Raw genomic sequence first — 20,274 nt, 5'->3', positions numbered from 1 at the left:
GATGTGGTTCGAAGTCAGTGTGCCAGCATGGCCACCGCAAGGGCGGCGCCGCAACGGGCGTTGTTCTTCACCAGTGCGATGTTGGTCGCCAGGCTGCGGCCGTCGGTCAGCTGCTTGATGCGGGACAGCAGGAAGGGCGTGACGTTCTTGCCGGTGACGCCTTGTGCATCGGCTTCCTGCAAGGCCTGCGCGGTGATGGCGTCGATCTCCGCCTTCGGCATCGCTTCATCGGCCGGCACCGGATTGCTGACCACCACGCCGCCCTTGAGGCCCAACTGCCACTTGGTGTGGACGAAGGCTGCTTGCTCAGCCGCCGTGTCGAGCTGGAAGTCGGCGTTGAAGCCGCTCTCGCGCGTGAAGAAAGCGGGGAAGCCGCGCTGGCCCACGCTGATCACCGGCACGCCATGCGTCTCCAGGTATTCCAGGGTCAGGCCGATGTCGAGGATGGACTTGACGCCGGCGCACACCACCGCCACCGACGTCTGCGCCAGTTCCTGCAAATCGGCCGAGATATCGAAGCTGGTTTCCGCGCCACGGTGCACGCCGCCGATGCCGCCGGTGACGAACACGGAGATGCCGGCCAGTTCGGCGCAGATCATGGTGGCCGCCACGGTGGTCGCGCCCAGCTTCGATTGCGCCAGCACGTAGGGCAGGTCGCGGCGGCTGACCTTCATGGCGTCGGGCGAGGTGCCCAGCAGTTCCAGCTGTTCTTCCGACAGGCCGATGCAGATCTTGCCGCCGATGATGGCGATGGTGGCCGGCACGGCGCCGCCGTCGCGGATGATCTGTTCGACTTCACGCGCCATCTGCACGTTCTGCGGATACGGCATGCCGTGCGAGATGATGGTCGATTCCAGCGCGACGATGGCTTTGCCGGCGGCGCGGGCGGCCGCTACTTCGGGCGAAAAGAGGAGGTATTGGTGCATGGTGTGATTCCTTATGCCTTGTTGGGGAAGAGCGGCGGGTTGTATTCCGCCGACAGGTCGAAGTCGTGGATCTCGTCGAGGACATCGGCGGCCAGCATCGGCGACACCGTCTCCTGGGATTCGAGCGTCATCGCGGCCACCTTCAGGCCACGGCGGCAGGCCAGCGTCAGATCCTGGCTGCCTTGATACAGCGACCAGCAGACGGCGGCCGAGAAGGCGTCGCCGGCGCCGGTGACGTCGACCACGTCCACCTGATGCGCGGCCAGCCATACCAACTCGCCGTCGCGGGTGTGGAACACGCCCTGGCTGCCGCAGGTGACGATGACATCCTGCGCGCCCTGGGCCTGCACTTCGCGGCAGGCGGCACGCACGTCGGCTTCGGTCGGAAGGGCGCGGCCGGCGCGGGTTTCCAGTTCGCCGCGGTTCAATATCAGCAGGCGCAGGCCTTTCAGGTCGGCCGGCAGGCGGGCCATCTTCGGCTGCGACACCGCCACGATCACCAGCGGCACATTGTCGGTGCGGGCGTTATCGAGCAGCAGGGCGATGCTGTCGGCCGGCAGGTTCAAGTCCACCACCGTCATCGCGGCGGCGGAGCGCTGCGGCTGGCGGCTGGTCAGGAACTCCGGCGTGAGGCGCTCGTACAGCGCCATATCGGCCAGCGCCACCACCAGTTCGCCGGCGTCGTCGAGGATGGCGGTGTAGGTGCCGGTGGGCGTTTCCGGCAGTTTCAGGCTGCCGCGCGTGTCGATGCCGGCGCGTTCCGCGTGGTCCTGCAGGCTGCGGCCGGCGACGTCGTCGCCCAATGCGGTCAGCAGCGCGGTCGGCAGGTTCAGGCGCGACAGGTTCTCGGCGATGTTGCGCGCCACGCCGCCGTAGACTTCCTCGGCGGTGGCGGGATTGGAGGTGCCCAGCTGCATGGGGGCGATGGTGCGCAGCTTGCGGTCCAGGTTGGCGGCGCCTATGCACATCACCGGACGCTTGTCCGGCAGCACGTAGGCGCGGCCCAGCAGCCGACGTTCGCGTATCAGGCCGGCGATGTGGCCGGCCACGGCGGAGCGCGACAGGCGCAGTTCCACCGCCAGATCCTGCTGGGAGATAAAGGGGTTGGCGCGGATCAGCTGGTAGAGCTGGTCCTTCTTGGAGGAGTCGGTCACGGGGTACTCGCTAAAACATTTGTCCATCATGGTAAACATTTGTTCAAATCAAGTCAATCACGCACGGCAGCTAAGTTTGCCTTGATTTATAATACCGCCGATTTATACGAGTTTTGTATAAATGCTGAAGAAAAATGGTATTTGCCATACATATAGAGGATGATGCATAGTGTCAGCTTCCCCAGCCACAACAGAAAAACAGAGGATAACCATGTCTAATAATTCCCCATTCCAGGCAGCTGACATCATTCGCGCCCGTATCCCTGCAGGCTTCAAGCCGCGTATCGCAATGATTCTGGGTTCCGGCCTGGGCGTGCTGGCGGAACAAATGACCGACGCGGTCACGATCAGCTTCAACGAACTGCCAGGCTTCCCGATCAGCACCGTGCACGGCCACGCCGGCGAACTGGTGATCGGCACCCTGTCGGGCGTATCGGTGGTGTGCATGAAGGGCCGCGGCCACGTCTACGAAGGCTACGGCCTGGGCGTGATGACCAGCGCCGTGCGCACCATGAAGCTGCTCGGTTGCGAGATGCTGTTCGTGACCAACGCCGCAGGTTCGCTGCGCACCGAAGTCGACGCCGGCTCGCTGGTGGCGCTGACCGACCATATCAACTACCTGCCGGGCACCCCGATGATGGGCCCGAACGACGAACGCTTCGGCCCGCGCTTCTTCAGCATGGCCAACGCCTACGACGCCGACCTGCGCGCGCTGCTGCACACTTCGGCCAAAGAGAAAAACGTCACCCTGCACGACGGCGTCTACATCGCCTACGCCGGTCCTAACTTCGAAACCCCTGCCGAAATCCGCGCCTTCAAGACGCTGGGCGCAGACATGGTCGGCATGTCGGTCGTGCCGGAAGTGGTGTCGGCGCGTCACTGCGGCCTGAAAGTGGTTGGCGTGTCGGCCATCACCAACCTGGCGGAAGGCCTGTCGCCGTTCCCGCTGTCGCACGAGCAGACCCTGAAATACGCGGCTGTTGCAGCGACGTCGCTGATCGAAGTGATCCTGGGCTTCCTGGCTAACGTAGCCAAAACGCCGCAAGCGTAAGATTCCCGAGGGGCGGCCAAATGTCCGCCCCTTCTGCTTTATAGGAGTTCGAAATTATGAAACGCGCATTTATCCTCTTGCTCGATTCGTTTGGTCTGGGCGCGACGCCCGATGCCGCGAAGTACAACGACGTCGGCGCCAACACCTTCGGCCACATCGCCGAGTGGGCCGCCAAGAACGGCACGCCGATGTCGCTGCCGACCATGGAAAAACTGGGACTGGCCGCTGCCGCCCATACCGCCAGCGGCCAGTGGGCTGCCGGCTTTGAACAGCGCGACGGCTTCACTGCCGCCTACGGCGCGGCGCGCGAGCGTTCGACCGGCAAGGACACGCAGTCCGGCCACTGGGAAATCGCCGGCGTGCCGGTGGAATTCGACTGGGGCTACTTCCCGAAAACGGTGCCGTCGTTCCCGGCCGAGCTGACCGCCAAGCTGCAGGCACTGGCCGGCGTGCCGGGCTTCCTGGGCGACTGCCACGCATCGGGCACGGAGATCATCAACAAGCACGGCGACGAGCATGTCGCCAGCGGCAAGCCTATCATCTACACCTCCGCCGACTCGGTGCTGCAAATCGCTGCGCACGAAGAATCGTTCGGCCTGGAGCGCCTGTATGAAATCTGCGAGATCGCCTTCAAGCTGGTCGAGCCATACAACATCGGCCGCGTGATCGCGCGTCCGTTCGTGGGCGCCAACGGCAACTACACCCGCACCACCAACCGTCACGATTACGCGGTCGCACCGCCGGCGCCTACGCTGCTGGACCACGTGAAGAACGACGGCGGCGAAGTCATCGCCCTCGGCAAGATCAGCGACATCTTCGCGACCCAGGGCGTATCGCGCCTGGTCAAGGGCAAGGACAACATGGCGCTGTTCGACGCGCTGATGAAGGTGGAAGAAGAAGCCGGCGACAAGTCGCTGACCTTCGTGAACTTCGTCGACTTCGACCAGGCCTTCGGCCACCGCCGCGACGTTACCGGCTACTCGAACGCGCTGCACGAGATGGATGCCCGCCTGCCGGAGTTTATCGCCAAGCTGAAAGAGGGCGACCTGGTCGTGATCACCGCCGACCATGGCTGCGATCCAACCTGGCCTGGCTCCGACCACACCCGTGAACACATCCCGATGATCTTCTTCGGTCCGGGCGTGAAGGCGCAGCAGCTGCCGATCTCCGAAACCTTCTCCGACATCGGCCAGACCCTGGCCCATCACCTCGGCGTCAAACCACTTTCCCACGGAAGCAACCTGTTATGACCATCATTACCGACTTCAAACGCAACGAAGCGGTCCCGCTGGACCTGGGCTGGATCAATCACATCCACATCAACAAGAGCGCAGCCGACCGCCGCGCCGCCAGTCTGGCGAACCGCCGCACGGTGAAGAAGGAATACCAGGCCGCCTGGCTGGTCAAGGCCATCGGCCTGATCGACCTGACCACGCTGTCCGGCGACGACACGCCGGGCCGCGTCGAGCGCCTGTGCATGAAGGCCATGCGTCCGCTGCGTTCGGACCTGGTCGAGGCACTGGGCCTGCAGGACTACAAGCTGACCACCGGTGCCGTCTGCGTGTACCACGAGATGATCAAGCCGGCGGTGCAGGTGCTGCAAGGCCGCCTGCCTATCGCCGCCGTGTCGACCGGCTTCCCGGCTGGCCTGACCAGCATGGAAACCAAGGTGCGCGAGATCGAATTGTCGGTGGCCGCAGGCGCGACCGAGATCGATATCGTCATCACCCGCCAGCACGTTTTGACGGGCAACTGGCAAGCGCTGTACGACGAGATGCTGGCTTACCGCAAGGCTTGCGGCGAAGCGCACGTCAAGGCGATTCTGGCGACCGGTGAACTGGTCACGCTGGAAAACGTGGCCAAGGCTTCGTGGGTCTGCATGATGGCCGGTGCGGACTTCATCAAGACCTCCACCGGCAAAGAGCCGGTCAACGCGACGATCCCGGTATCGCTGACGATGGTGCGCGCGATTCGCGATTACCACGAGCAGACCGGCTTCAAGATCGGCTACAAGCCTGCGGGTGGCGTAGGCACGGCCAAGGCCGCGCTGCAGTACCTGTCGCTGATGAAGGAAGAACTGGGCAATGAGTGGCTGGAGCCACACCTGTTCCGCATCGGCGCATCCAGCCTGCTGACCGACATCGAACGCCAGCTTGAGCACTATGTGACCGGCAACTACTCCGCCGCACATCGCCACGCGCAACCATAAAGAATACGGACACGTTATGCCAACCATCAAAGAGATCCTGAACACCATGGAATACGGCCCAGCACCGGAAAGCACGAAAGAAGCGCAAGCGTGGCTGGAGCAGCACGGCCGCACCTTCGGCCTGTTCATCGACAACCAGTGGAGCGAGCCGGGCGAGTTGTTCGCCTCGACCAATCCGGCCGATGCCGCCAAACTGGCCGACCTGACCCAGGCCACCGGCAGCGACGTCGATCGCGCCGTGGCAGCAGCGCGTGCAGCGCAGCCGGGCTGGCAGGCACTGGGCGGCCATGGCCGCGCAAAAGTCATGTACTCGCTGGCCCGCCTGATGCAGAAGCACGCGCGCCTGTTCGCCGTGCTGGAAACGCTGGACAACGGCAAGACCATCCGCGAAACCCGCGACGTCGACCTGCCGCTGGTGGCGCGTCACTTCTACTACCACGCCGGTTGGGCGCAACTGCAAGCCGAGGAATTCGCGGACTACCGCGCCGTCGGTGTCGTTGGCCAGATCGTGCCGTGGAATTTCCCGCTGCTGATGCTGTCGTGGAAAATCGCACCGGCCATGGCCGCTGGTAACACCATCGTCTTCAAACCGGCTGAATTCACGTCGCTGACCGCGATGCTGTTCGCCGAGATTTGCGTACAAGCCGGCATGCCTGCCGGTGTGGTCAACATCGTCACCGGCGATGGCCGCGTGGGCGAAGCCATCGTCAACCATCCAGGCATCGACAAGCTGGCCTTCACCGGTTCGACCGAAGTGGGTCGCTTGATCCGCGTTGCCACCGCAGGCAGCGGCAAGAAGCTGTCGCTGGAACTGGGCGGCAAGTCGCCATTCATCGTGTTCGACGATGCAGACCTGGATGCCGCCGTTGAAGGCCTGGTCGATTCGATCTGGTTCAATCAGGGCCAGGTATGCTGCGCAGGTTCGCGCCTGCTGGTGCAGGAATCGGTACAGGATAAATTCCTGGCCAAGCTGCGCGCCCGCATGGACAAGCTGACCCTCGGCTCGCCGTTGGACAAGTCGATGGACATCGGCGCCCTGGTCGATCCGGTGCAGCAGCAGCGCATCGCCGGTCTGGTGGACTCGGCTCGCGCCGAAGGTTGCGAGGTGTATCAGCCTAAGTGCGAGATCCCGGCCAACGGCTCGTGGTTCCCTCCAACGCTGATCACCGGTGCATCGACTTCCGCCGCCGTGGCGCAAGCCGAAATCTTTGGCCCGGTGCTGGTGGCGATGAGCTTCCGCACTCCGCCGGAAGCCGTGCAACTGGCGAACAACACCGTCTACGGCCTGGCCGCTTGCGTGTGGACCGAGAACATCTCGCTGGCGCTGGACGTCGCGCCGCAGATCAAGGCCGGCGTGGTGTGGATTAACACCGCCAACCAGTTCGACGCCGCTTGCGGCTTCGGCGGTTACCGCGAATCCGGCTTTGGCCGTGAAGGCGGCCGCGAAGGCATGTACGAATACCTGACCGCGAAATCGGAAGATGCGCGTCCTGCATCGCCAGTGGTGGAAGCCAAGGCCAAAGCCAAGGCGGCAGCACCGGCAGCCGGTGGCGCTTTCGCCATCGACCGCACCGCCAAGCTGTACATCGGCGGCAAGCAGGCACGCCCTGACGGCGCCTACAGCCGCGCCATCCACGGCGCCGACGGTTCCTTCATCGCCGAAGTCGGCGAAGGCAATCGCAAGGACATCCGCAACGCAGTGGAAGCAGCGCACAAGGCTGGCGGCTGGGCGAAAGCCACGTCGCACAACCGCGCACAGGTTCTGTACTACATCGCTGAAAACCTGGCCGCACGCGGCGAGGAATTCGCAGCCCGCATCGCCGCCATGACCGGTTCGAAGAACGCGGAAAAAGAAGTGCAGGCTTCGATCGAACGCCTGTTCTACTACGCGGCATGGGCCGACAAGTACGACGGCCTGGCGCACCAGCCGCCTATGCACGGCATCACCGTGGCGTTGAACGAGCCGGTCGGCGTGATCGGCATCGTCTGCCCGAATGAAGCGCCGCTGCTGGGCTTCATCTCGCTGGTGGCGCCGGCTATCGCGCTGGGCAACCGCGTGGTGGTGGTGCCGTCGGAAGCGCATCCGCTGTCGGCGACCGATCTGTATCAGGTGTTCGATACGTCGGACCTGCCGGACGGCGTGGTCAACATCATCACCGGTTCGGCCGATGAACTGGCGCGCACGCTGGCGACGCACTCGGACATCGATGCGGTATGGCGTCATGACGGTTCGGCTGAAGGCTGTGCGGAAGTGGAGCGCCTGTCGGCGACTTCGCTCAAGCGTACCTGGGTCGGCGGCGCGAAAGGCCGCGACTGGTACAGCACCGCGCAATCGGGCGGCCGCGCAGTACTGGCACACGCATCGCAAGTTAAAAACGTCTGGATTCCATACGGCGTTTAAGTAAGAGCTTCGGTACGGCAGGGCGGGTCTGCGGACCCGCCTTTGTGCTTTCAATACCCTACACATTCAAGTGGAGAATTCCATGTTTTTACCTCAAGAGATCATTCGCAAGAAGCGCGATGGCGGCGTCCTGACCGCTGAAGAGATCCAGTTCTTCGTCGGCGGCATCACCTCGAACCGCGTCACCGAAGGCCAGATCGCCGCGCTGGCGATGGCGGTCTACTTCAACGACATGACCATGGACGAACGCGTGGCCTTCACGCTGGCGATGCGCGACTCCGGCGAAGTGCTGGACTGGCGCTCGCTGGACCTGCCAGGCCCGGTGGTCGACAAGCACTCCACCGGCGGCGTCGGCGACGTGGTATCGCTGCTGCTCGGCCCTATGGTTGCAGCCTGCGGCGGCTTCGTGCCGATGATCTCCGGCCGTGGCCTGGGCCACACCGGCGGCACGCTGGACAAGTTCGATTCCATCCCCGGCTACACCACCGTGCCGACCAATGAACTGTTCCGCAAAGTGGTGAAGGAAGTCGGCGTCGCCATCATCGGCCAGACCTCTTCGCTGGCGCCGTCGGACAAGATCTTCTACGGCGTGCGCGACGTGACCGCGACCGTGGAATCGGTCGCCATGATTACCGGCTCCATCCTGTCGAAGAAGCTGTCGGCCGGCCTGGACGCGCTGGTGATGGACGTTAAAACGGGCAGCGGCGCCTTCATGCCGACCTACGAAAAATCGGTGGAGCTGGCGGACAGTATCGTCAAAGTCGGCAACGGTGCCGGCATGATGACCTCGGCCATCCTGACCGACATGAACGAATCGCTGGCGCCGTACGCCGGTAACGCGCTGGAAGTACGCGGTGCGATGGACTACCTGAGCGGCAAATCGCGTCCTGCGCGTCTGCACGAAGTGACGATGGCGCTGTGCGCCGAGATGCTGGTGCTGGGCAAACTGGCCGCGACCGAAGAAGAAGCACGCGCCAAGCTGCAAGCGTCGTTGGACAGCGGCGAAGCCGCCGAGCGTTTCTCGCGCATGGTGGTCGCACTGGGCGGCCCGGCCGACCTGATGGAAAATCCGGACAAGTACCTGGAACGTTCGCCTATCATCGTGCCGGCGCCTGCGCTGGTTTCCGGCTACGCTGCCGCTGCCAACTGCCGCGAGATTGGCCTGGCCGTGGTGTCGCTGGGCGGCGGCCGTCGCCGCGCTGCGGATCCGATCGACTTCGCTGTGGGCTTGACCGATCTGGTTGGCCTGGGCGACAAGATCGAAGCCGGCCAGCCGCTGGCGATGGTCCACGCGCGCACGCAGGAAGCAGCGGATCAGGCGATCCGCGAAATCCAGGCGGCGTACCAGATCGCCGCCGCCGCACCGGCCGCGAACCCGGTCATCTACCGCACGATCCGTCCTTAATTTCGAGAGCAGGCAATGAACAAACAAGAACTGATCGCCGAAGCCGCAGCCGCGCGCCTGAAGGCTTACACGCCGTACTCCAACTTCAAGGTCGGCGCTGCGCTGCTGACCAACGACGGCAAGGTCTTCCACGGCTGTAACGTGGAAAACGCTTCCTACGGTTTGTGCAACTGCGCCGAGCGTACCGCCTTCTTCAGCGCTTTCGCCCATGGCTACAAGCAGGGCGATTTCGACCAGCTGGTCGTCATCGGCGAAACCGACGGCCCCATCGCACCATGCGGCGCATGCCGCCAGGTGATCCTGGAGTTGGGCGGCAACGAGCTGCCGGTGCTGCTGACTAACCTCAAAGGCGACATCTACGAAACCACCGCGGCCGAACAACTGCCGAACGCCTTCGGCGGCGCTGACTTGAAGAAGAAGTAAGCTTGGCTTTCAAGAAGACCATCGATGTGCAGGCCGCCGTCGCGATTGCGGCGTCGGAGGCGATTGCCGCCAAGACGCAGGGCACCTTCGGTGTCGGCGGCTTGATGCTCGACCAGCACGGCAACGTGCTGCAGTCGCTGCATAACAACGTCATCAAGCAGGGGCTGATCTTCGACCCGACCGCGCACGGCGAGCGCCAGTTGATCGACTGGTACTACGCCGAACGCGCCAAGGGCCGCGAGCTGCCTGCGCCGGAGGACGTCACCATCGTCACCTCGCTCGATCCCTGCTGCATGTGCAGCGGTGCGATCCTGGCCGGTGGTTTTAACGTGGTGGTGGCGGCGCCGGACAAAAGCGCTGGCATCAACTACGACGCCAGCGCCACCTTCAGCGCGCTGCCGCCGGCACTGCGGCCGCAAGCCGAAGCGGCATTCAGCTATCCGGCCATCCTTGGTTCTTCGCTGTACACGCGCGCCAGTTCGGGAGCGGCGCCGAAGTCCTTCTTCATCGGAAAAACCATCTCCGAACCGACGCAGGCCTTGTGTTCATTGGTGTTCGAGGCCACCTCCGGCGAGGTGATGGAGCTGTTCAACACCGATCTGCCGCAGCATCAATTGAAATGCCCGATGACGCTGGCGCCTGATCACGCCATCGTCCACGCGCTCAAACAGCTGTATCCGGACGCGCTGGCCTACCGCTGCACGCCGCAGCAGCCGGATACCGGTCTTGCGCCGTTCCTGCAGCAGGCGATGGCGCGTGACCGCGAACATGGCGGGGCAGGGGATGCGGTGGCTTTGCTGGATTCGTTCGGCAATCTGCTGCTGTGCATGCCGGGCCGGATGTCGCAGTCGGGCATCCGCAGCGCCTTCATGGAAACCACGCGCGCCTACGCGCAGCTGCGCTACAAGCTGATGGCCGGCGCCACGCCGGCGCAGCAGGAAGAGGTGCGCCAGTATCTCGGCCATCCGAAAGACGGCACCTTCGTCTTTGCGAAAGGACCGGACAGCGGCGCGATCAGCTTCATGAACCTGGGCGCTTACGGCTCGACGATGGAAGGCCCGCTGCCGCTGAAGAATCCTACGCAATTCCAGTACGTGCTACCGGGAATGCCGGAAGACGAACTGGCAGCGATGTGCGCCGCCATGCCTCCGCTGTACCGCAACATCATCCGCATCCGCCCCACGCAGGTAGCAGACCACGACCTGATCGCCGCGCTGGCCTGAGCTGCTAGGCTGCCTTGTCGTCAGCTTGCATCATACCGAACAGGTTGCCGTCCAGGTCTTTGGCGTAGGCTAGCCAGCCGATGCCGGGGATGGGCATTTTCGGTACCACTACGTCCGCCTTCAAGGATGCCACCTGCTTCAGCGTATCGTCGAGATTTTCGACGTCTACCGTGCAGACAAAGGCGTTCACGCTCTGCATCGCTGCGGGCACCGGACCCTGGCGCGGCAGCAGGCCGCCGTTGATGCCGCGCTGCTCCGCATTACCCGTGTCGATCAGCCAGTATTCGCCGCCTTCCCACTTGTTGAAACTCCAGCCGAACAGCGCGCTGTAAAAATCGATCAGCACCTGCGGCTGGCTGGCCTGGATTTCAAAATGTACCGGACGTCCCATGGTCGCCCCCTCAATCCGCAGGATCGTAAGTGCCGATGCTCCAGATGTGCCCCTCGGGGTCGCGGCAGGTGAAGCCCCGTCCACCGTAATCCTCGTCTTTGATGTCGAGCAGGATCTCGCCGCGAGCCTCTTTCACGCGGGCGTACACCTTGTCGGCGTCGTTGACCACCAGGTAGGAACTCTGCGTGTTGAACTGGCCGATCTCGGAGGGCTGCTTCATCAGGCGTCCGAACTCGGTGTCGAACACCGATCCGAGCATGATCATGCTGTTGCCGAAGCTGAGCTGCGCGTGGGCGATGCTGCCGTCTTCGTTGGGCACCACCAGCGTCGCTTCAAAGCCGAACGTGGTGCACAGCCAGTCGATGGCGGCCGGTGCGTCGCGATAGCGCATGCATGGTATGACGTTGCAACGGGTTTGTTTGGGTATGCTGGACATCGTTTTCTCCCCTGTCGTGTAATGGAACAGATTCGATCGATTTCTGACCCCATCCGTTCGCCGAACTGGTGCGGGCGGATGGGAAAAGGGAGTATATATTGATAACGATCAGACGGGGATTACATTTGCTGGAACAAGTGGGTATTGCCTCGGCTGACTTCCAGTTGCTCGTCGAAGTTGCGGATCTTGACCATCTGCCGTCCGCGCAAGTCGCGCGTGACTTCTTCGATGGCATCGACCCGCACCAGCGTCGAGCGGTGGATGCGCCAGAATTCGTCCGGGTCCAGTTCGTCGGCCAGCTCCTTCAGCGTTTTGCGTATCAACACTTCCGCCTGCGCGGTCTGTACGCGTGTGTACTTTTCATCGGCGCGGAAGAACAGCACTTCGCGCGTGCTGATCATGCGCAGGTTGTTGCCGACCACGGCCTGTATCCAGCGCAGATAGTCAGGCTTGGCGGACGGTTTGCTCTGGCTTGACAGCAGTTGGCTCAGCTGTCGTTCGATGTTGGACGGCTGCTGGCCGATCAGCGTTTGCAGCCGCGCGCAGGTGGTCTTCAGGCGCTCACCGCCGGCAGGCTTGAGCAGGTAATCCAGCGCGCCTTGTTCGAAGGCTTCGATTGCATACTGGTCGTAGGCCGTCACGAACACCAGGTGGCAGCGGTTGAACAGCATGCGCGCCGCTTCGATGCCGGACAGGCCGGGCATGCGGATGTCGAGGAACACGATGTCCGGCTGGTACTGGCCGGCCAGCGCTACGGCCTCGATGCCGTTGGCCGCCTCGGCGACGATCTCCAGTCCCGGCCAGGCTTCCAGCAGCCGTGCGCGCAGTTGGCGGCGCATCGGTTCCTCGTCGTCCGCGATCAGGGCGGTGGCGCGGCGTTGTCCGTTTGGTGTGACGATATTCATTTCGAACTCCCCGCAAAAATATCCGGTGCATACGGGATGCGGATGCTGGCGCGGGTGCCGCCGGTCAGCGGCGCTTCGATCACCAGCTGCGCGCGGTTGCCGTACAGGATGCGCAGGCGTTCCCGCACATTGGCCAGGCCGATGCCGTCGCCTGCGTGAAGATTGAAACCGATGCCGTCGTCCAGCACGTCCACTTGCAGCATGGCGCCGTCGACGCTGGCGCGGATGTCGATGCGGCCGCCTTCTATCTTCGGCTCCAGGCCGTGCTTGATGGCGTTCTCGATCAGGATCTGCAGCATCATCACGGGGAAGGTGGCGCTCAGCATTTCCGGCTGCACGTCGACCGACACCGCCAGCCGCGAGCCCATGCGCGCCTGCATGATGGCCAGGTAGGCGCGCGACATGTCGATCTGCCGGCCCAGCGTGCCGCTGCCCTTGGCCCGCATCTGCGGCAGCGTGGCGCGCAGGTAGTCGATCAGATTCTGGTGGATGCGCGCGGCTTGCGGCGGATCGGTCTCGATCAACTGGCCGATCAGCGCCAGTGTGTTGAACAGGAAGTGCGGTTCGACCTGCGCCTGCAAGGCCGCCATGCGCGCCTCGATCACGCGCCGCTCCATGCCTTCCTCGTCGGCGTGGCTGGTGGCGTGGTGCGCTTCCAGCTCGGCCTTGCGCTTGCCGCCGGCCAGCACCTTCAAACTCAAGGACAGCAAGATGAAGGCGACGGTCTGCTTGGGCAGGCCGAACGGCGTCAGGCCGAACAGCAGCAACAGCAGCCACACCATCATCAGCTTGCGCCATTCGACCTGGGCCAGCCAGTCGAAGAACCGCCACCACATGCTGGTGGCGGTTTCGCCTATCTCGCGGATGATGTCGAGCAGGCTTTTGGCGTTGTCGTAGCCGGCCTTGGCCAGCCCGCGCTTTTTCATTGCTGGTGCTCCTGGCGGCGACGCTGGCGGCGGCCGCCGACCACGCAGGCGCCGACGGCGATCTTCAGCACCAGGAAGAAGGCGAACAGCACCATCGCCAGCGGCAGGATGGTGAGGATGAAGGCCAGGATCAGCGCGGCGCCCAGCAGGGCGGGCGGCGACATGCGCTGCACCAGCCGCACGCCGTAGCGCACCGTCTGGGCGAAGGCGCGGAAGATTTCTTCCATCAGATCCATCACGGCCTGGCTGTTCAGTTTGCTCATTTGCGTCTCCATCAAAATCGTTGCGATGGAATCACTGTATCAAAGCCTTCCCATACGCCGTACTGGATTCCGATCAACTGCGGTTTGGACGGGATGGCCGGTTGTTCCGACGGATAAGCGGCGCTCAAATCAGTGCTCCGGTGTAATGCCTGTTGCCGCGATCCAGTCGCTGCGCAGCAGGCCGTAGATCAGGCTGTCCGAGATCTCGCCGCCGACAAACCAGCGCTCGCGCAGCAAGCCTTCGCGCTGGAAATGCAGACCTTCCAGGATGCGGCCGGAAGCAATGTTGTCGGGATGGATATCGGCTTCGATGCGGTGCAGTTCCAGCGGGCCGAAGCCGTGGGCGATCAGCGCCGCCAGCGCTTCCTGCATGTAGCGTTTGCCCCAGTGCGGCTGCGCCAGCATGTAGCCGATCTCGCAGCGGTGGTTGCGGCGGTCGAAGGCGTACAGCGTGACGGTGCCTATCAGCTCGCCGTCCGGCAGCACCATCGCCAGCCGCAGCGCGCTGCCGTCCTGGTAGCCCTTGAGGGTTTGCTCGATATTGTCGGCGGCCTGGGCGGCGTGCAGCCACGGGGCGCTGCTCCAGTAGCGCAGCGCGACGGGATCGGAAAACAGGCGGAACAGCGCGTCGGCATCGCCGCTGTCGACGAAGCGCAGGGTCATGCGGGCGGTTTGCAACTGGAATGGTTCGAAGCTGGGCATGCTGGTTCTGGCGTGGATGGACGATTTGCCAGCTTAGCGGACTTTCATTGCGGCGTGGTTTTTTTAGTATGTTTGACGCTTCAGAATGATGCTGCACCGCCGCAAAAAAAACTTAAAATGGTTTCACCGGGCAACAAAACATGATATCCTTGAAGTAATTTAAATTGCTATCAAGGAATTATTCATGGTCGCTGTAGTCAAAACCGCTGTTTCCGCTGTCGTTTTTGCAATTGCTTCCTTGGGTAGCGCGCAGGCTGCCGTGCTGGATCTGGGTCTGCACGGCGCCAATGTGTTTTCCTTCACCGACTTCAAGGCGCCTAGCGCCGACGTCGAAGGCGCCATCATGGCCGGCCGCGACGTGCAACTGAGCAGCTATTCCGTCAACGCCAACAACGTCGACGCCTTCGGCCACTATTCGCTGATCGTCGGCCGCGACCTGAAATTCACCAGCGGCTCGATCAAGAACGGCGACACCTTCGTCGGCCGCACGTCCAACGTGACCAAGCAGGTCGACGTGTACTCGAAGATCCAGACCGGCACCGCGCCTGTCAACATGAGCTCCCTGGCCGGCAAGCTGACCGCCACCTCGTCCTCGCTGTCCAAGCTGAGCACCACCGGCACCGCGACCGAACAGTGGGGCGGCCTGAACATCGCCGGCACCAAGAGCACGACCGGCGTGGAAGTGTTCGACCTCGACGCCAAGACGCTGTCGAAAGTCACCTACTTCAACTTCAGCAACCTGACCGCCGGCTCGACCCTGATCATGAACATCAGCGGCGACAAGGGCAGCTTCAACGGCGGCTACCAGGGCTTTGAGAATTACAACGTGCTGTTCAACTTCTACCAGGCGACCGATCTGGGCATTCACACCGGCGTCACCGGCAACATCCTGGCGCCTCTGGCCAGCGTCAACGGCGGCAGCGGCGTCATCGACGGCAACGTGATCGTCAATTCGTGGAGCTCGTCGGTGCAGATCAATGCCGACCACTTCTTCAAGGCGGTCGATGTGAAGGGCTTCTCGACTCCGGTGCCGGAACCGGAAACCTACGCCATGATGCTGGCCGGCCTGGGCCTGGTGGGCTTTATGGCGCGTCGCCGCAAGCAGGCTGCCGCACGCTGATCGCCGACAGCACCATATCGACGATGACCTGCTCGGCATCGTCGAAGTCTTTTTTAGTCAGCTGTTTGCGGTTCAACACCAGCGCCATCTGGGCTGAGAAGTCCGCATAGGACTGCGTCATCGCCCAGATCGCAAACAGCAGATGCGTCGCATTGATCGGCGCCACCTTGCCGGCGCTGATCCACTTCTCGAACACCTCGATATCCTTGCGCAGCAGCGGCACCACGCGGCTCTGTATCTGCGCGCCGTACAGCTGCGCGCCGCTGATCACTTCCATCGCATACACGCGTGACGCCCACGGCTGCTCGCGAGAGAACCGCAGCTTGGCCTGGATGTAGGTGCGCAGCACGTCGCGCGGATCCTGGTCCTCTGCAGCCAGGTTCTCCATCCGTTCCAGCCATTCGTCCAGCACCTCGTCCAGCACGCGCTGATACAGCGCCTGCTTGGTGGGGAAGTAGTACATCAGGTTCTGCTTCGACAGCCCGGCGTTCTCCGCCACGGTGGCGATGGACGTGCCTTCATAGCCGCATTCGGCGAACACCCGCACCGCTTCGGCGGCGATGTCCGCTTCCAGTTTGTCGCGGTTGAGAACACGCCGTTTGATCTTCGGCGCTGGCTCTGCATTCAGTTTTGCTGTCGGCATGTGAGTCTCAGGAAGGTCAGGAGTTGAGGATGGTCGGTGTAGGCCACGTTGAAGCGGAACCAGATCGATTCCGGCGCGCGCAGCATGAAGAAATCGCACGGCGACAGCAGGATGCCGGACTTGAGCGCCAGGTCGGCGATGATCTTGCCGTTCCATTCGGCGCTGGGCGCGGTGCTCCAGCCGGCGCTGACGAACATGCCGCCGCGTGGCTTGGCCAGCGGCTCCATGCCGGCGCTGCGCAGGCTGTCGATGGCGCGTTCGCGGCCGGCCTCCAGCTGCGCGATCAGCTTCTCCACCATGCGCTTGTAGGGCCGCGCCGTGATGGCGTGGTAGACGGCGCGCTCGTTGATCTCGGAGGTGGTCAGCCCGGCCAGCATCTTCACGCGCAGCAGCTCGGGGATCAGCGAGGCCGAGGCGCAGATCGAACCCACCCTCAGCACCGGCGACAAGGTCTTGGAAAAACTGCCGACGCGGATCACGCGCCGCAGCCCGTCCATCGCCGCCAGCGATGCCTCGCCGCGCGGCGCCAGTTCGCGGTAGATGTCGTCCTCCACCAGCCAGAAGTCGAACTGCTCGGCCACGCCCAGCAGGCGGTGCGCCTGCGCCACGCTGAGCGAAGTGCCCAGCGGGTTTTGCAGCACCGTGTTGACGAACATGAGCTTAGGCTGGGTGAGCGCGGCCTGCCGCGCCAGCGCGTCGAAATCGAGGCCGCTCTCGCCACGCGGTATGCCGACCGCCACGCAGCCGTGATGGCGTATCAGCGACAGCAGATTGCTGTAGCCGGGATCTTCGACGAAGACGGTGTCGCCCGGCTTGGTCAGCGTGCGCAGGATCAGGTCGAAGGCGTGGGTGGCGCCGTGGGTCAGCAGCACCTGTTCCGGTTCGACCGGGAACAGCTCATCGCTCAGCGTGGCCGACAACTGCTGGCGCAGCGAGGGGAAGCCGAGCGGGTGGCCGTAGCCGCGCAGGCGGTTGGCCGGGATGCGCATCGCGTGGCGCACGGCGTCGAGGATGGTGTCCTCGCCGTACCACTCGGGCGGCAGCCAGCCGGCGCCCACGGCCAGCGCGTCCGAGGTGCCGGAATACAGGTCGGGGGTGAGGGCGTCGATGGCGGTCGGCGTCACCTGCAGCATCGACGGCAGCAGTGTTGCGGGAACGTCCTGGCGGGCCACGAAATAGCCGGAACCGCGGCGCGAGGACAACAGTCCCAATGTCACCAGGCGGTCATAGGATTCGACAACTGTAAAGGTGCTGATGCCATTACACTTCGCGAATTGCCGCACCGACGGCATTTTCGTTCCCACGCGCAACTCCCTGCGGCCGACCATACCACTGATGGCCGAGACGATCTGGTCGACCAGGCTGCCTTTTCTGCTGCGCTCTATGGCGAGCACCGGCCAGCCGCCGGCATCGGGCGCGCAGTCCGCTTGATCGATCACAGAATTCGCTGCTTCCATCCTTGACTCCAATGACTGCTGAAATCAAAACTGTAGTGTTTTTGTTGCCAGTACGGTTGGACAGTTTTGATATTTGTGTATCTGTGCCATAGTTGTTGCGCTGTCTATTATTGCATCATCATTTTGCCAACTGGTAAATTTTTTTACGGTTCGTCAAAAATATCCGCAAGTTAGTTCCCAGGAGATGAGCATGAACGAATCCAGACCTGAATCGATGGCGTCCTTCTGGATGCCTTTCACGAACAACCGCGATTTCAAAGCCCATCCGCGCCTGCTGGTGTCGGCGCAAGGCATGTACTACAAGGACGTCGACGGCAACAGCATCCTGGACGGCACGGCCGGCCTGTGGTGCGTACCATGCGGCCACGCGCAGCCGAAGATCGTCGCCGCCGTGCGCGAGATGGTGGGCCAGCTCGATTTCGCGCCGACCTTCCAGATGGGCCACCCGGCCGCCTTCGACCTGGCCGAAAAGCTGATGGAGTACACCAACCACAAGTTCGGCCACGTGTTCTACACCAACTCCGGTTCCGAGGCGGTGGACACGGCGCTGAAGATCGCGCTGGCGTATCACAAGGCGCGCGGTGAAGCGAGCCGCACGCGATTGATCGGCCGCGAGCGCGGCTACCACGGCGTCGGTTTCGGCGGCATCTCGGTCGGCGGCATCGCCGGCAACCGCAAGCCTTACGGCGTGATGCTGCCCGGCGTCGACCACCTGCCGCACACGCACAACCTGGAGAAGAACGCCTACACGCGCGGCGAGCCGGAATACGGCACCGAGCTGGCCGACGAACTGGAACGCATCGTCGCGCTGCACGACGCATCGACCATCGCTGCGGTGATCGTCGAGCCGGTGGCCGGTTCCACCGGCGTGCTGATACCGCCGAAGGGCTATCTGAAACGCCTGCGCGAACTGTGCACCAAGCACGGCATCCTGCTGATCTTCGATGAAGTGATCACGGGCTTCGGCCGTTTGACGACGCCGTTCGCGGCCGACTACTTCGACGTCGAGCCGGACATGATGACCACCGCCAAAGGCCTGACCAACGGCGTGATTCCGATGGGCGCGGTGTTCAGCAAAAAACACATCCACGATGCTTTCATGGAAGCGCCGGCCGGCATTGAGCTGTTCCACGGCTACACCTACTCGGGCCACCCGGTCGCCTGCGCCGCCTCGCTGGCGACGCTGGAAGTATTCAAGGAACAGAAGATCCTCGAACACGCGGCAGGCATGGCCGAGTACTGGGCGGACGCCGTGCACTCGCTCAAAGGCCTGCCGCACGTGATCGACATCCGCACCATCGGCCTGATCGCCGGCATCGAGCTGGCGCCTATCGCCGGCAAGCCTGGCGCGCGTGCCTTCGCCGCATTCAAGCAGGCCTTTGCGGACGGCGTGTTGATACGCACCACCGGCGACATCATCGCCCTGTCGCCGCCGCTGGTGCTGGAGAAAAAACACATCGACGAACTTTTTGGAAAGCTGACGACGGTACTTAAAAACTTAAACTAACGAGGAGAACACCATGCTGGTAGGCGTCCCAAAAGAGATCAAAAACCAGGAGTCCCGCGTTGGCCTTACCCCGGCCAGCGTCAAGGAACTCGTATTGCGTGGCCATCAAGTACTTGTACAAAAAAATGCCGGTGTCGCCATCGGCTTGAGCGACGCGATGTATGAGGGCGCAGGCGCCACCATCGTCGAAGCGGCGTCCGAAATCTTCGCCCGCGCCGAGATGATCGTCAAAGTGAAAGAGCCGCAGCCGGAAGAATGCGCGATGCTGCGCAAGGGCCAGATCCTCTACACCTACCTGCATCTGGCGCCGGACCCGGAACAGACCAAGGCGCTGGTGGAATCGGGCGCGGTCTGCATCGCCTACGAAACCATCACCGGCGCCAACGGCGGCTTGCCGCTGCTGGCGCCGATGAGCGAGGTGGCGGGGCGCATGTCGATACAGGCCGGCGCTGCGCATCTGGAAAAATCCAAGGGCGGCATGGGCCTGCTGCTGGGCGGCGTGCCTGGCGTGGCACCCGGCCATATCGCCATCATCGGCGCCGGCGTGGTCGGCACCAATGCCTTGCAGATGGCGGTCGGCATCGGCGCCCGCGTGACGATTTTGGACAAGAACATCGACCGCCTGCGCCAGCTGGACCTCATCTACGGCAACCGCATCTCCACCATGTATTCGAACGCGCACTCGATCGAGGAAGCGGTGCTCGATGCGGATCTGGTGATCGGCGGCGTGCTGGTGCCTGGCGCGGCGGCGCCCAAGCTGGTGACGAAGGAAATGATCTCGCGCATGAAGCCGGGCGCGGTGGTGGTGGACGTCGCCATCGACCAGGGCGGATGCTTCGAAACCTCGCACGCCACCACGCACGAAAAGCCGACCTACGTGGTCGACGGCGTGATCCACTACTGCGTGGCCAATATGCCGGGCGCTGTCGCCCGCACGTCGACCTTCGCATTGAATAACGCAACCATCGGCCACGCGGTAGCGCTGGCCGACAAGGGCTGGCAGAAAGCGCTGAAAGCCAACCCGCACCTGAAGAACGGATTGAACGTTTGTCTCGGCCACGTCACCTACGAAGCGGTGGCGCACGGCCTTGGCTATACCTATGTGGACGCGGACAGCCTGCTGGGCTGAACG

Annotated in this window: 20 protein-coding genes; 10 read left to right on the top strand and 10 right to left on the bottom strand. The window is 63.3% G+C overall.

The features are described from left to right. Nucleotides 1-14 precede the first annotated feature (14 nt). The gene (locus GEV01_RS13300) at nucleotides 15-926 is read right to left on the bottom strand and encodes a pseudouridine-5'-phosphate glycosidase (RefSeq protein WP_152804979.1); all 912 of its coding nucleotides are present in this window, start codon (nucleotides 924-926) and stop codon (nucleotides 15-17) included. Nucleotides 927-937: 11 nt separating this feature from the next. Next, nucleotides 938-2,080, bottom strand: a complete 1,143-nt coding sequence (locus GEV01_RS13295) for a carbohydrate kinase (RefSeq protein WP_328595511.1) — start codon at nucleotides 2,078-2,080, stop codon at nucleotides 938-940. Between the two features lie 211 nt (nucleotides 2,081-2,291). On the opposite strand from GEV01_RS13295, the gene xapA reads away from it, so the two are divergent. From xapA to GEV01_RS13260, 7 genes are all read left to right on the top strand, one after another. Beyond that, nucleotides 2,292-3,131, top strand: a complete 840-nt coding sequence (xapA, locus tag GEV01_RS13290) for a xanthosine phosphorylase (protein ID WP_152804975.1) — start codon at nucleotides 2,292-2,294, stop codon at nucleotides 3,129-3,131. Between the two features lie 56 nt (nucleotides 3,132-3,187). Next, a complete protein-coding gene (locus GEV01_RS13285; protein WP_152804974.1) occupies nucleotides 3,188-4,381 on the top strand; it encodes a phosphopentomutase in 1,194 nt (397 codons plus the stop codon). Continuing rightward, entirely contained in the window at nucleotides 4,378-5,340 is a 963-nt protein-coding gene (deoC, locus tag GEV01_RS13280; protein WP_152804972.1) for a deoxyribose-phosphate aldolase, read from the top strand. Before GEV01_RS13285 ends, deoC begins: the two co-directional genes overlap by 4 nt. Before the next feature lie 16 nt (nucleotides 5,341-5,356). Next, a complete protein-coding gene (locus tag GEV01_RS13275; RefSeq protein WP_408014829.1) occupies nucleotides 5,357-7,741 on the top strand; it encodes an aldehyde dehydrogenase family protein in 2,385 nt (794 codons plus the stop codon). An 82-nt stretch (nucleotides 7,742-7,823) separates the two neighbouring features. Next, nucleotides 7,824-9,146, top strand: a complete 1,323-nt coding sequence (gene deoA / locus GEV01_RS13270) for a thymidine phosphorylase (protein ID WP_152804970.1) — start codon at nucleotides 7,824-7,826, stop codon at nucleotides 9,144-9,146. A 15-nt stretch (nucleotides 9,147-9,161) separates the two neighbouring features. Next, complete coding sequence (locus GEV01_RS13265) at nucleotides 9,162-9,569, top strand: cytidine deaminase (protein WP_008445538.1); 408 nt, start codon at nucleotides 9,162-9,164, stop codon at nucleotides 9,567-9,569. A 2-nt stretch (nucleotides 9,570-9,571) separates the two neighbouring features. After that, nucleotides 9,572-10,792 carry a nucleoside deaminase gene (locus GEV01_RS13260; RefSeq protein ID WP_152804968.1) on the top strand — a complete coding sequence of 407 codons (1,221 nt, stop codon included), beginning with the start codon at nucleotides 9,572-9,574 and terminating at the stop codon, nucleotides 10,790-10,792. A 4-nt stretch (nucleotides 10,793-10,796) separates the two neighbouring features. On the opposite strand, the gene GEV01_RS13255 is transcribed toward GEV01_RS13260, so the two are convergent. The 6 genes from GEV01_RS13255 to GEV01_RS13230 all read right to left on the bottom strand — a co-directional run bounded on the left by GEV01_RS13255 (nucleotide 10,797) and on the right by GEV01_RS13230 (nucleotide 14,415). Further along, nucleotides 10,797-11,183 carry a VOC family protein gene (locus GEV01_RS13255; RefSeq protein ID WP_152804966.1) on the bottom strand — a complete coding sequence of 129 codons (387 nt, stop codon included), beginning with the start codon at nucleotides 11,181-11,183 and terminating at the stop codon, nucleotides 10,797-10,799. A 10-nt stretch (nucleotides 11,184-11,193) separates the two neighbouring features. Continuing rightward, complete coding sequence (locus GEV01_RS13250) at nucleotides 11,194-11,619, bottom strand: VOC family protein (protein WP_152804964.1); 426 nt, start codon at nucleotides 11,617-11,619, stop codon at nucleotides 11,194-11,196. Between the two features lie 119 nt (nucleotides 11,620-11,738). After that, complete coding sequence (locus GEV01_RS13245; protein ID WP_152804962.1) at nucleotides 11,739-12,524, bottom strand: LytR/AlgR family response regulator transcription factor; 786 nt, start codon at nucleotides 12,522-12,524, stop codon at nucleotides 11,739-11,741. Further along, nucleotides 12,521-13,450, bottom strand: coding sequence for a sensor histidine kinase (locus GEV01_RS13240; protein ID WP_152804960.1), 930 nt, complete (start codon nucleotides 13,448-13,450; stop codon nucleotides 12,521-12,523). The genes GEV01_RS13245 and GEV01_RS13240 overlap by 4 nt, the downstream gene beginning before the upstream one ends. After that, nucleotides 13,447-13,713: a hypothetical protein gene (locus GEV01_RS13235; protein WP_152804958.1), complete on the bottom strand. Its 267-nt coding sequence runs from the start codon at nucleotides 13,711-13,713 to the stop codon at nucleotides 13,447-13,449. Before GEV01_RS13235 ends, GEV01_RS13240 begins: the two co-directional genes overlap by 4 nt. 129 nt (nucleotides 13,714-13,842) lie before the next feature. After that, nucleotides 13,843-14,415 carry a GNAT family N-acetyltransferase gene (locus tag GEV01_RS13230; protein ID WP_152804956.1) on the bottom strand — a complete coding sequence of 191 codons (573 nt, stop codon included), beginning with the start codon at nucleotides 14,413-14,415 and terminating at the stop codon, nucleotides 13,843-13,845. A 238-nt stretch (nucleotides 14,416-14,653) separates the two neighbouring features. Between GEV01_RS13230 and GEV01_RS13225 the strand changes: the two genes are divergently transcribed. Beyond that, on the top strand, nucleotides 14,654-15,535 hold the full coding sequence (locus GEV01_RS13225) for a choice-of-anchor A family protein (protein ID WP_235914349.1): 882 nt from the start codon (nucleotides 14,654-14,656) through the stop codon (nucleotides 15,533-15,535). On the opposite strand, the gene GEV01_RS13220 is transcribed toward GEV01_RS13225, so the two are convergent. Together GEV01_RS13220 and GEV01_RS13215 are read right to left on the bottom strand one after the other, a co-directional pair. After that, the gene (locus GEV01_RS13220; RefSeq protein ID WP_152804952.1) at nucleotides 15,498-16,178 is read right to left on the bottom strand and encodes a TetR/AcrR family transcriptional regulator; all 681 of its coding nucleotides are present in this window, start codon (nucleotides 16,176-16,178) and stop codon (nucleotides 15,498-15,500) included. The two genes, GEV01_RS13225 and GEV01_RS13220, sit on opposite strands and share 38 nt — an antisense overlap. After that, the gene (locus GEV01_RS13215; RefSeq protein WP_152804950.1) at nucleotides 16,160-17,635 is read right to left on the bottom strand and encodes an aminotransferase-like domain-containing protein; all 1,476 of its coding nucleotides are present in this window, start codon (nucleotides 17,633-17,635) and stop codon (nucleotides 16,160-16,162) included. The genes GEV01_RS13220 and GEV01_RS13215 overlap by 19 nt, the downstream gene beginning before the upstream one ends. A 190-nt stretch (nucleotides 17,636-17,825) precedes the next feature. Here GEV01_RS13215 and GEV01_RS13210 point away from each other — a divergent pair, with 190 nt between their 5' ends. After that, nucleotides 17,826-19,142 (top strand): aspartate aminotransferase family protein, encoded by a 1,317-nt coding sequence (locus tag GEV01_RS13210; protein ID WP_152804948.1) that lies wholly within the window; start codon nucleotides 17,826-17,828, stop codon nucleotides 19,140-19,142. A gap of 13 nt (nucleotides 19,143-19,155) precedes the next feature. Next, nucleotides 19,156-20,271, top strand: a complete 1,116-nt coding sequence (ald, locus tag GEV01_RS13205; protein ID WP_152804946.1) for an alanine dehydrogenase — start codon at nucleotides 19,156-19,158, stop codon at nucleotides 20,269-20,271. The last annotated feature ends 3 nt before the right edge of the window (nucleotides 20,272-20,274 follow it).

The organism is Rugamonas rivuli (genome assembly GCF_009380165.1).
Lineage (GTDB): Bacteria > Pseudomonadota > Gammaproteobacteria > Burkholderiales > Burkholderiaceae_D > Rugamonas > Rugamonas rivuli.
The sequence above is the reverse complement of the archived record's forward strand: the minus strand, read 5'-3'. Positions and strand labels throughout refer to the sequence as shown.

What these genes read in the sequence shown, in the direction of transcription:
- GEV01_RS13300 (WP_152804979.1), bottom strand. Translation starts at nt 926, where the DNA reads ATGCACCAATACCTCCTCTTTTCGCCCGAAGTAGCGGCCGCCCGCGCC.
- xapA (WP_152804975.1), top strand. Translation starts at nt 2,292, where the DNA reads ATGTCTAATAATTCCCCATTCCAGGCAGCTGACATCATTCGCGCCCGT.
- GEV01_RS13285 (WP_152804974.1), top strand. Translation starts at nt 3,188, where the DNA reads ATGAAACGCGCATTTATCCTCTTGCTCGATTCGTTTGGTCTGGGCGCG.
- deoC (WP_152804972.1), top strand. Translation starts at nt 4,378, where the DNA reads ATGACCATCATTACCGACTTCAAACGCAACGAAGCGGTCCCGCTGGAC.
- GEV01_RS13275 (WP_408014829.1), top strand. Translation starts at nt 5,357, where the DNA reads ATGCCAACCATCAAAGAGATCCTGAACACCATGGAATACGGCCCAGCA.
- deoA (WP_152804970.1), top strand. Translation starts at nt 7,824, where the DNA reads ATGTTTTTACCTCAAGAGATCATTCGCAAGAAGCGCGATGGCGGCGTC.
- GEV01_RS13265 (WP_008445538.1), top strand. Translation starts at nt 9,162, where the DNA reads ATGAACAAACAAGAACTGATCGCCGAAGCCGCAGCCGCGCGCCTGAAG.
- GEV01_RS13255 (WP_152804966.1), bottom strand. Translation starts at nt 11,183, where the DNA reads ATGGGACGTCCGGTACATTTTGAAATCCAGGCCAGCCAGCCGCAGGTG.
- GEV01_RS13250 (WP_152804964.1), bottom strand. Translation starts at nt 11,619, where the DNA reads ATGTCCAGCATACCCAAACAAACCCGTTGCAACGTCATACCATGCATG.
- GEV01_RS13245 (WP_152804962.1), bottom strand. Translation starts at nt 12,524, where the DNA reads ATGAATATCGTCACACCAAACGGACAACGCCGCGCCACCGCCCTGATC.
- GEV01_RS13240 (WP_152804960.1), bottom strand. Translation starts at nt 13,450, where the DNA reads ATGAAAAAGCGCGGGCTGGCCAAGGCCGGCTACGACAACGCCAAAAGC.
- GEV01_RS13235 (WP_152804958.1), bottom strand. Translation starts at nt 13,713, where the DNA reads ATGAGCAAACTGAACAGCCAGGCCGTGATGGATCTGATGGAAGAAATC.
- GEV01_RS13230 (WP_152804956.1), bottom strand. Translation starts at nt 14,415, where the DNA reads ATGCCCAGCTTCGAACCATTCCAGTTGCAAACCGCCCGCATGACCCTG.
- GEV01_RS13220 (WP_152804952.1), bottom strand. Translation starts at nt 16,178, where the DNA reads ATGCCGACAGCAAAACTGAATGCAGAGCCAGCGCCGAAGATCAAACGG.
- GEV01_RS13215 (WP_152804950.1), bottom strand. Translation starts at nt 17,635, where the DNA reads ATGGAAGCAGCGAATTCTGTGATCGATCAAGCGGACTGCGCGCCCGAT.
- GEV01_RS13210 (WP_152804948.1), top strand. Translation starts at nt 17,826, where the DNA reads ATGAACGAATCCAGACCTGAATCGATGGCGTCCTTCTGGATGCCTTTC.
- ald (WP_152804946.1), top strand. Translation starts at nt 19,156, where the DNA reads ATGCTGGTAGGCGTCCCAAAAGAGATCAAAAACCAGGAGTCCCGCGTT.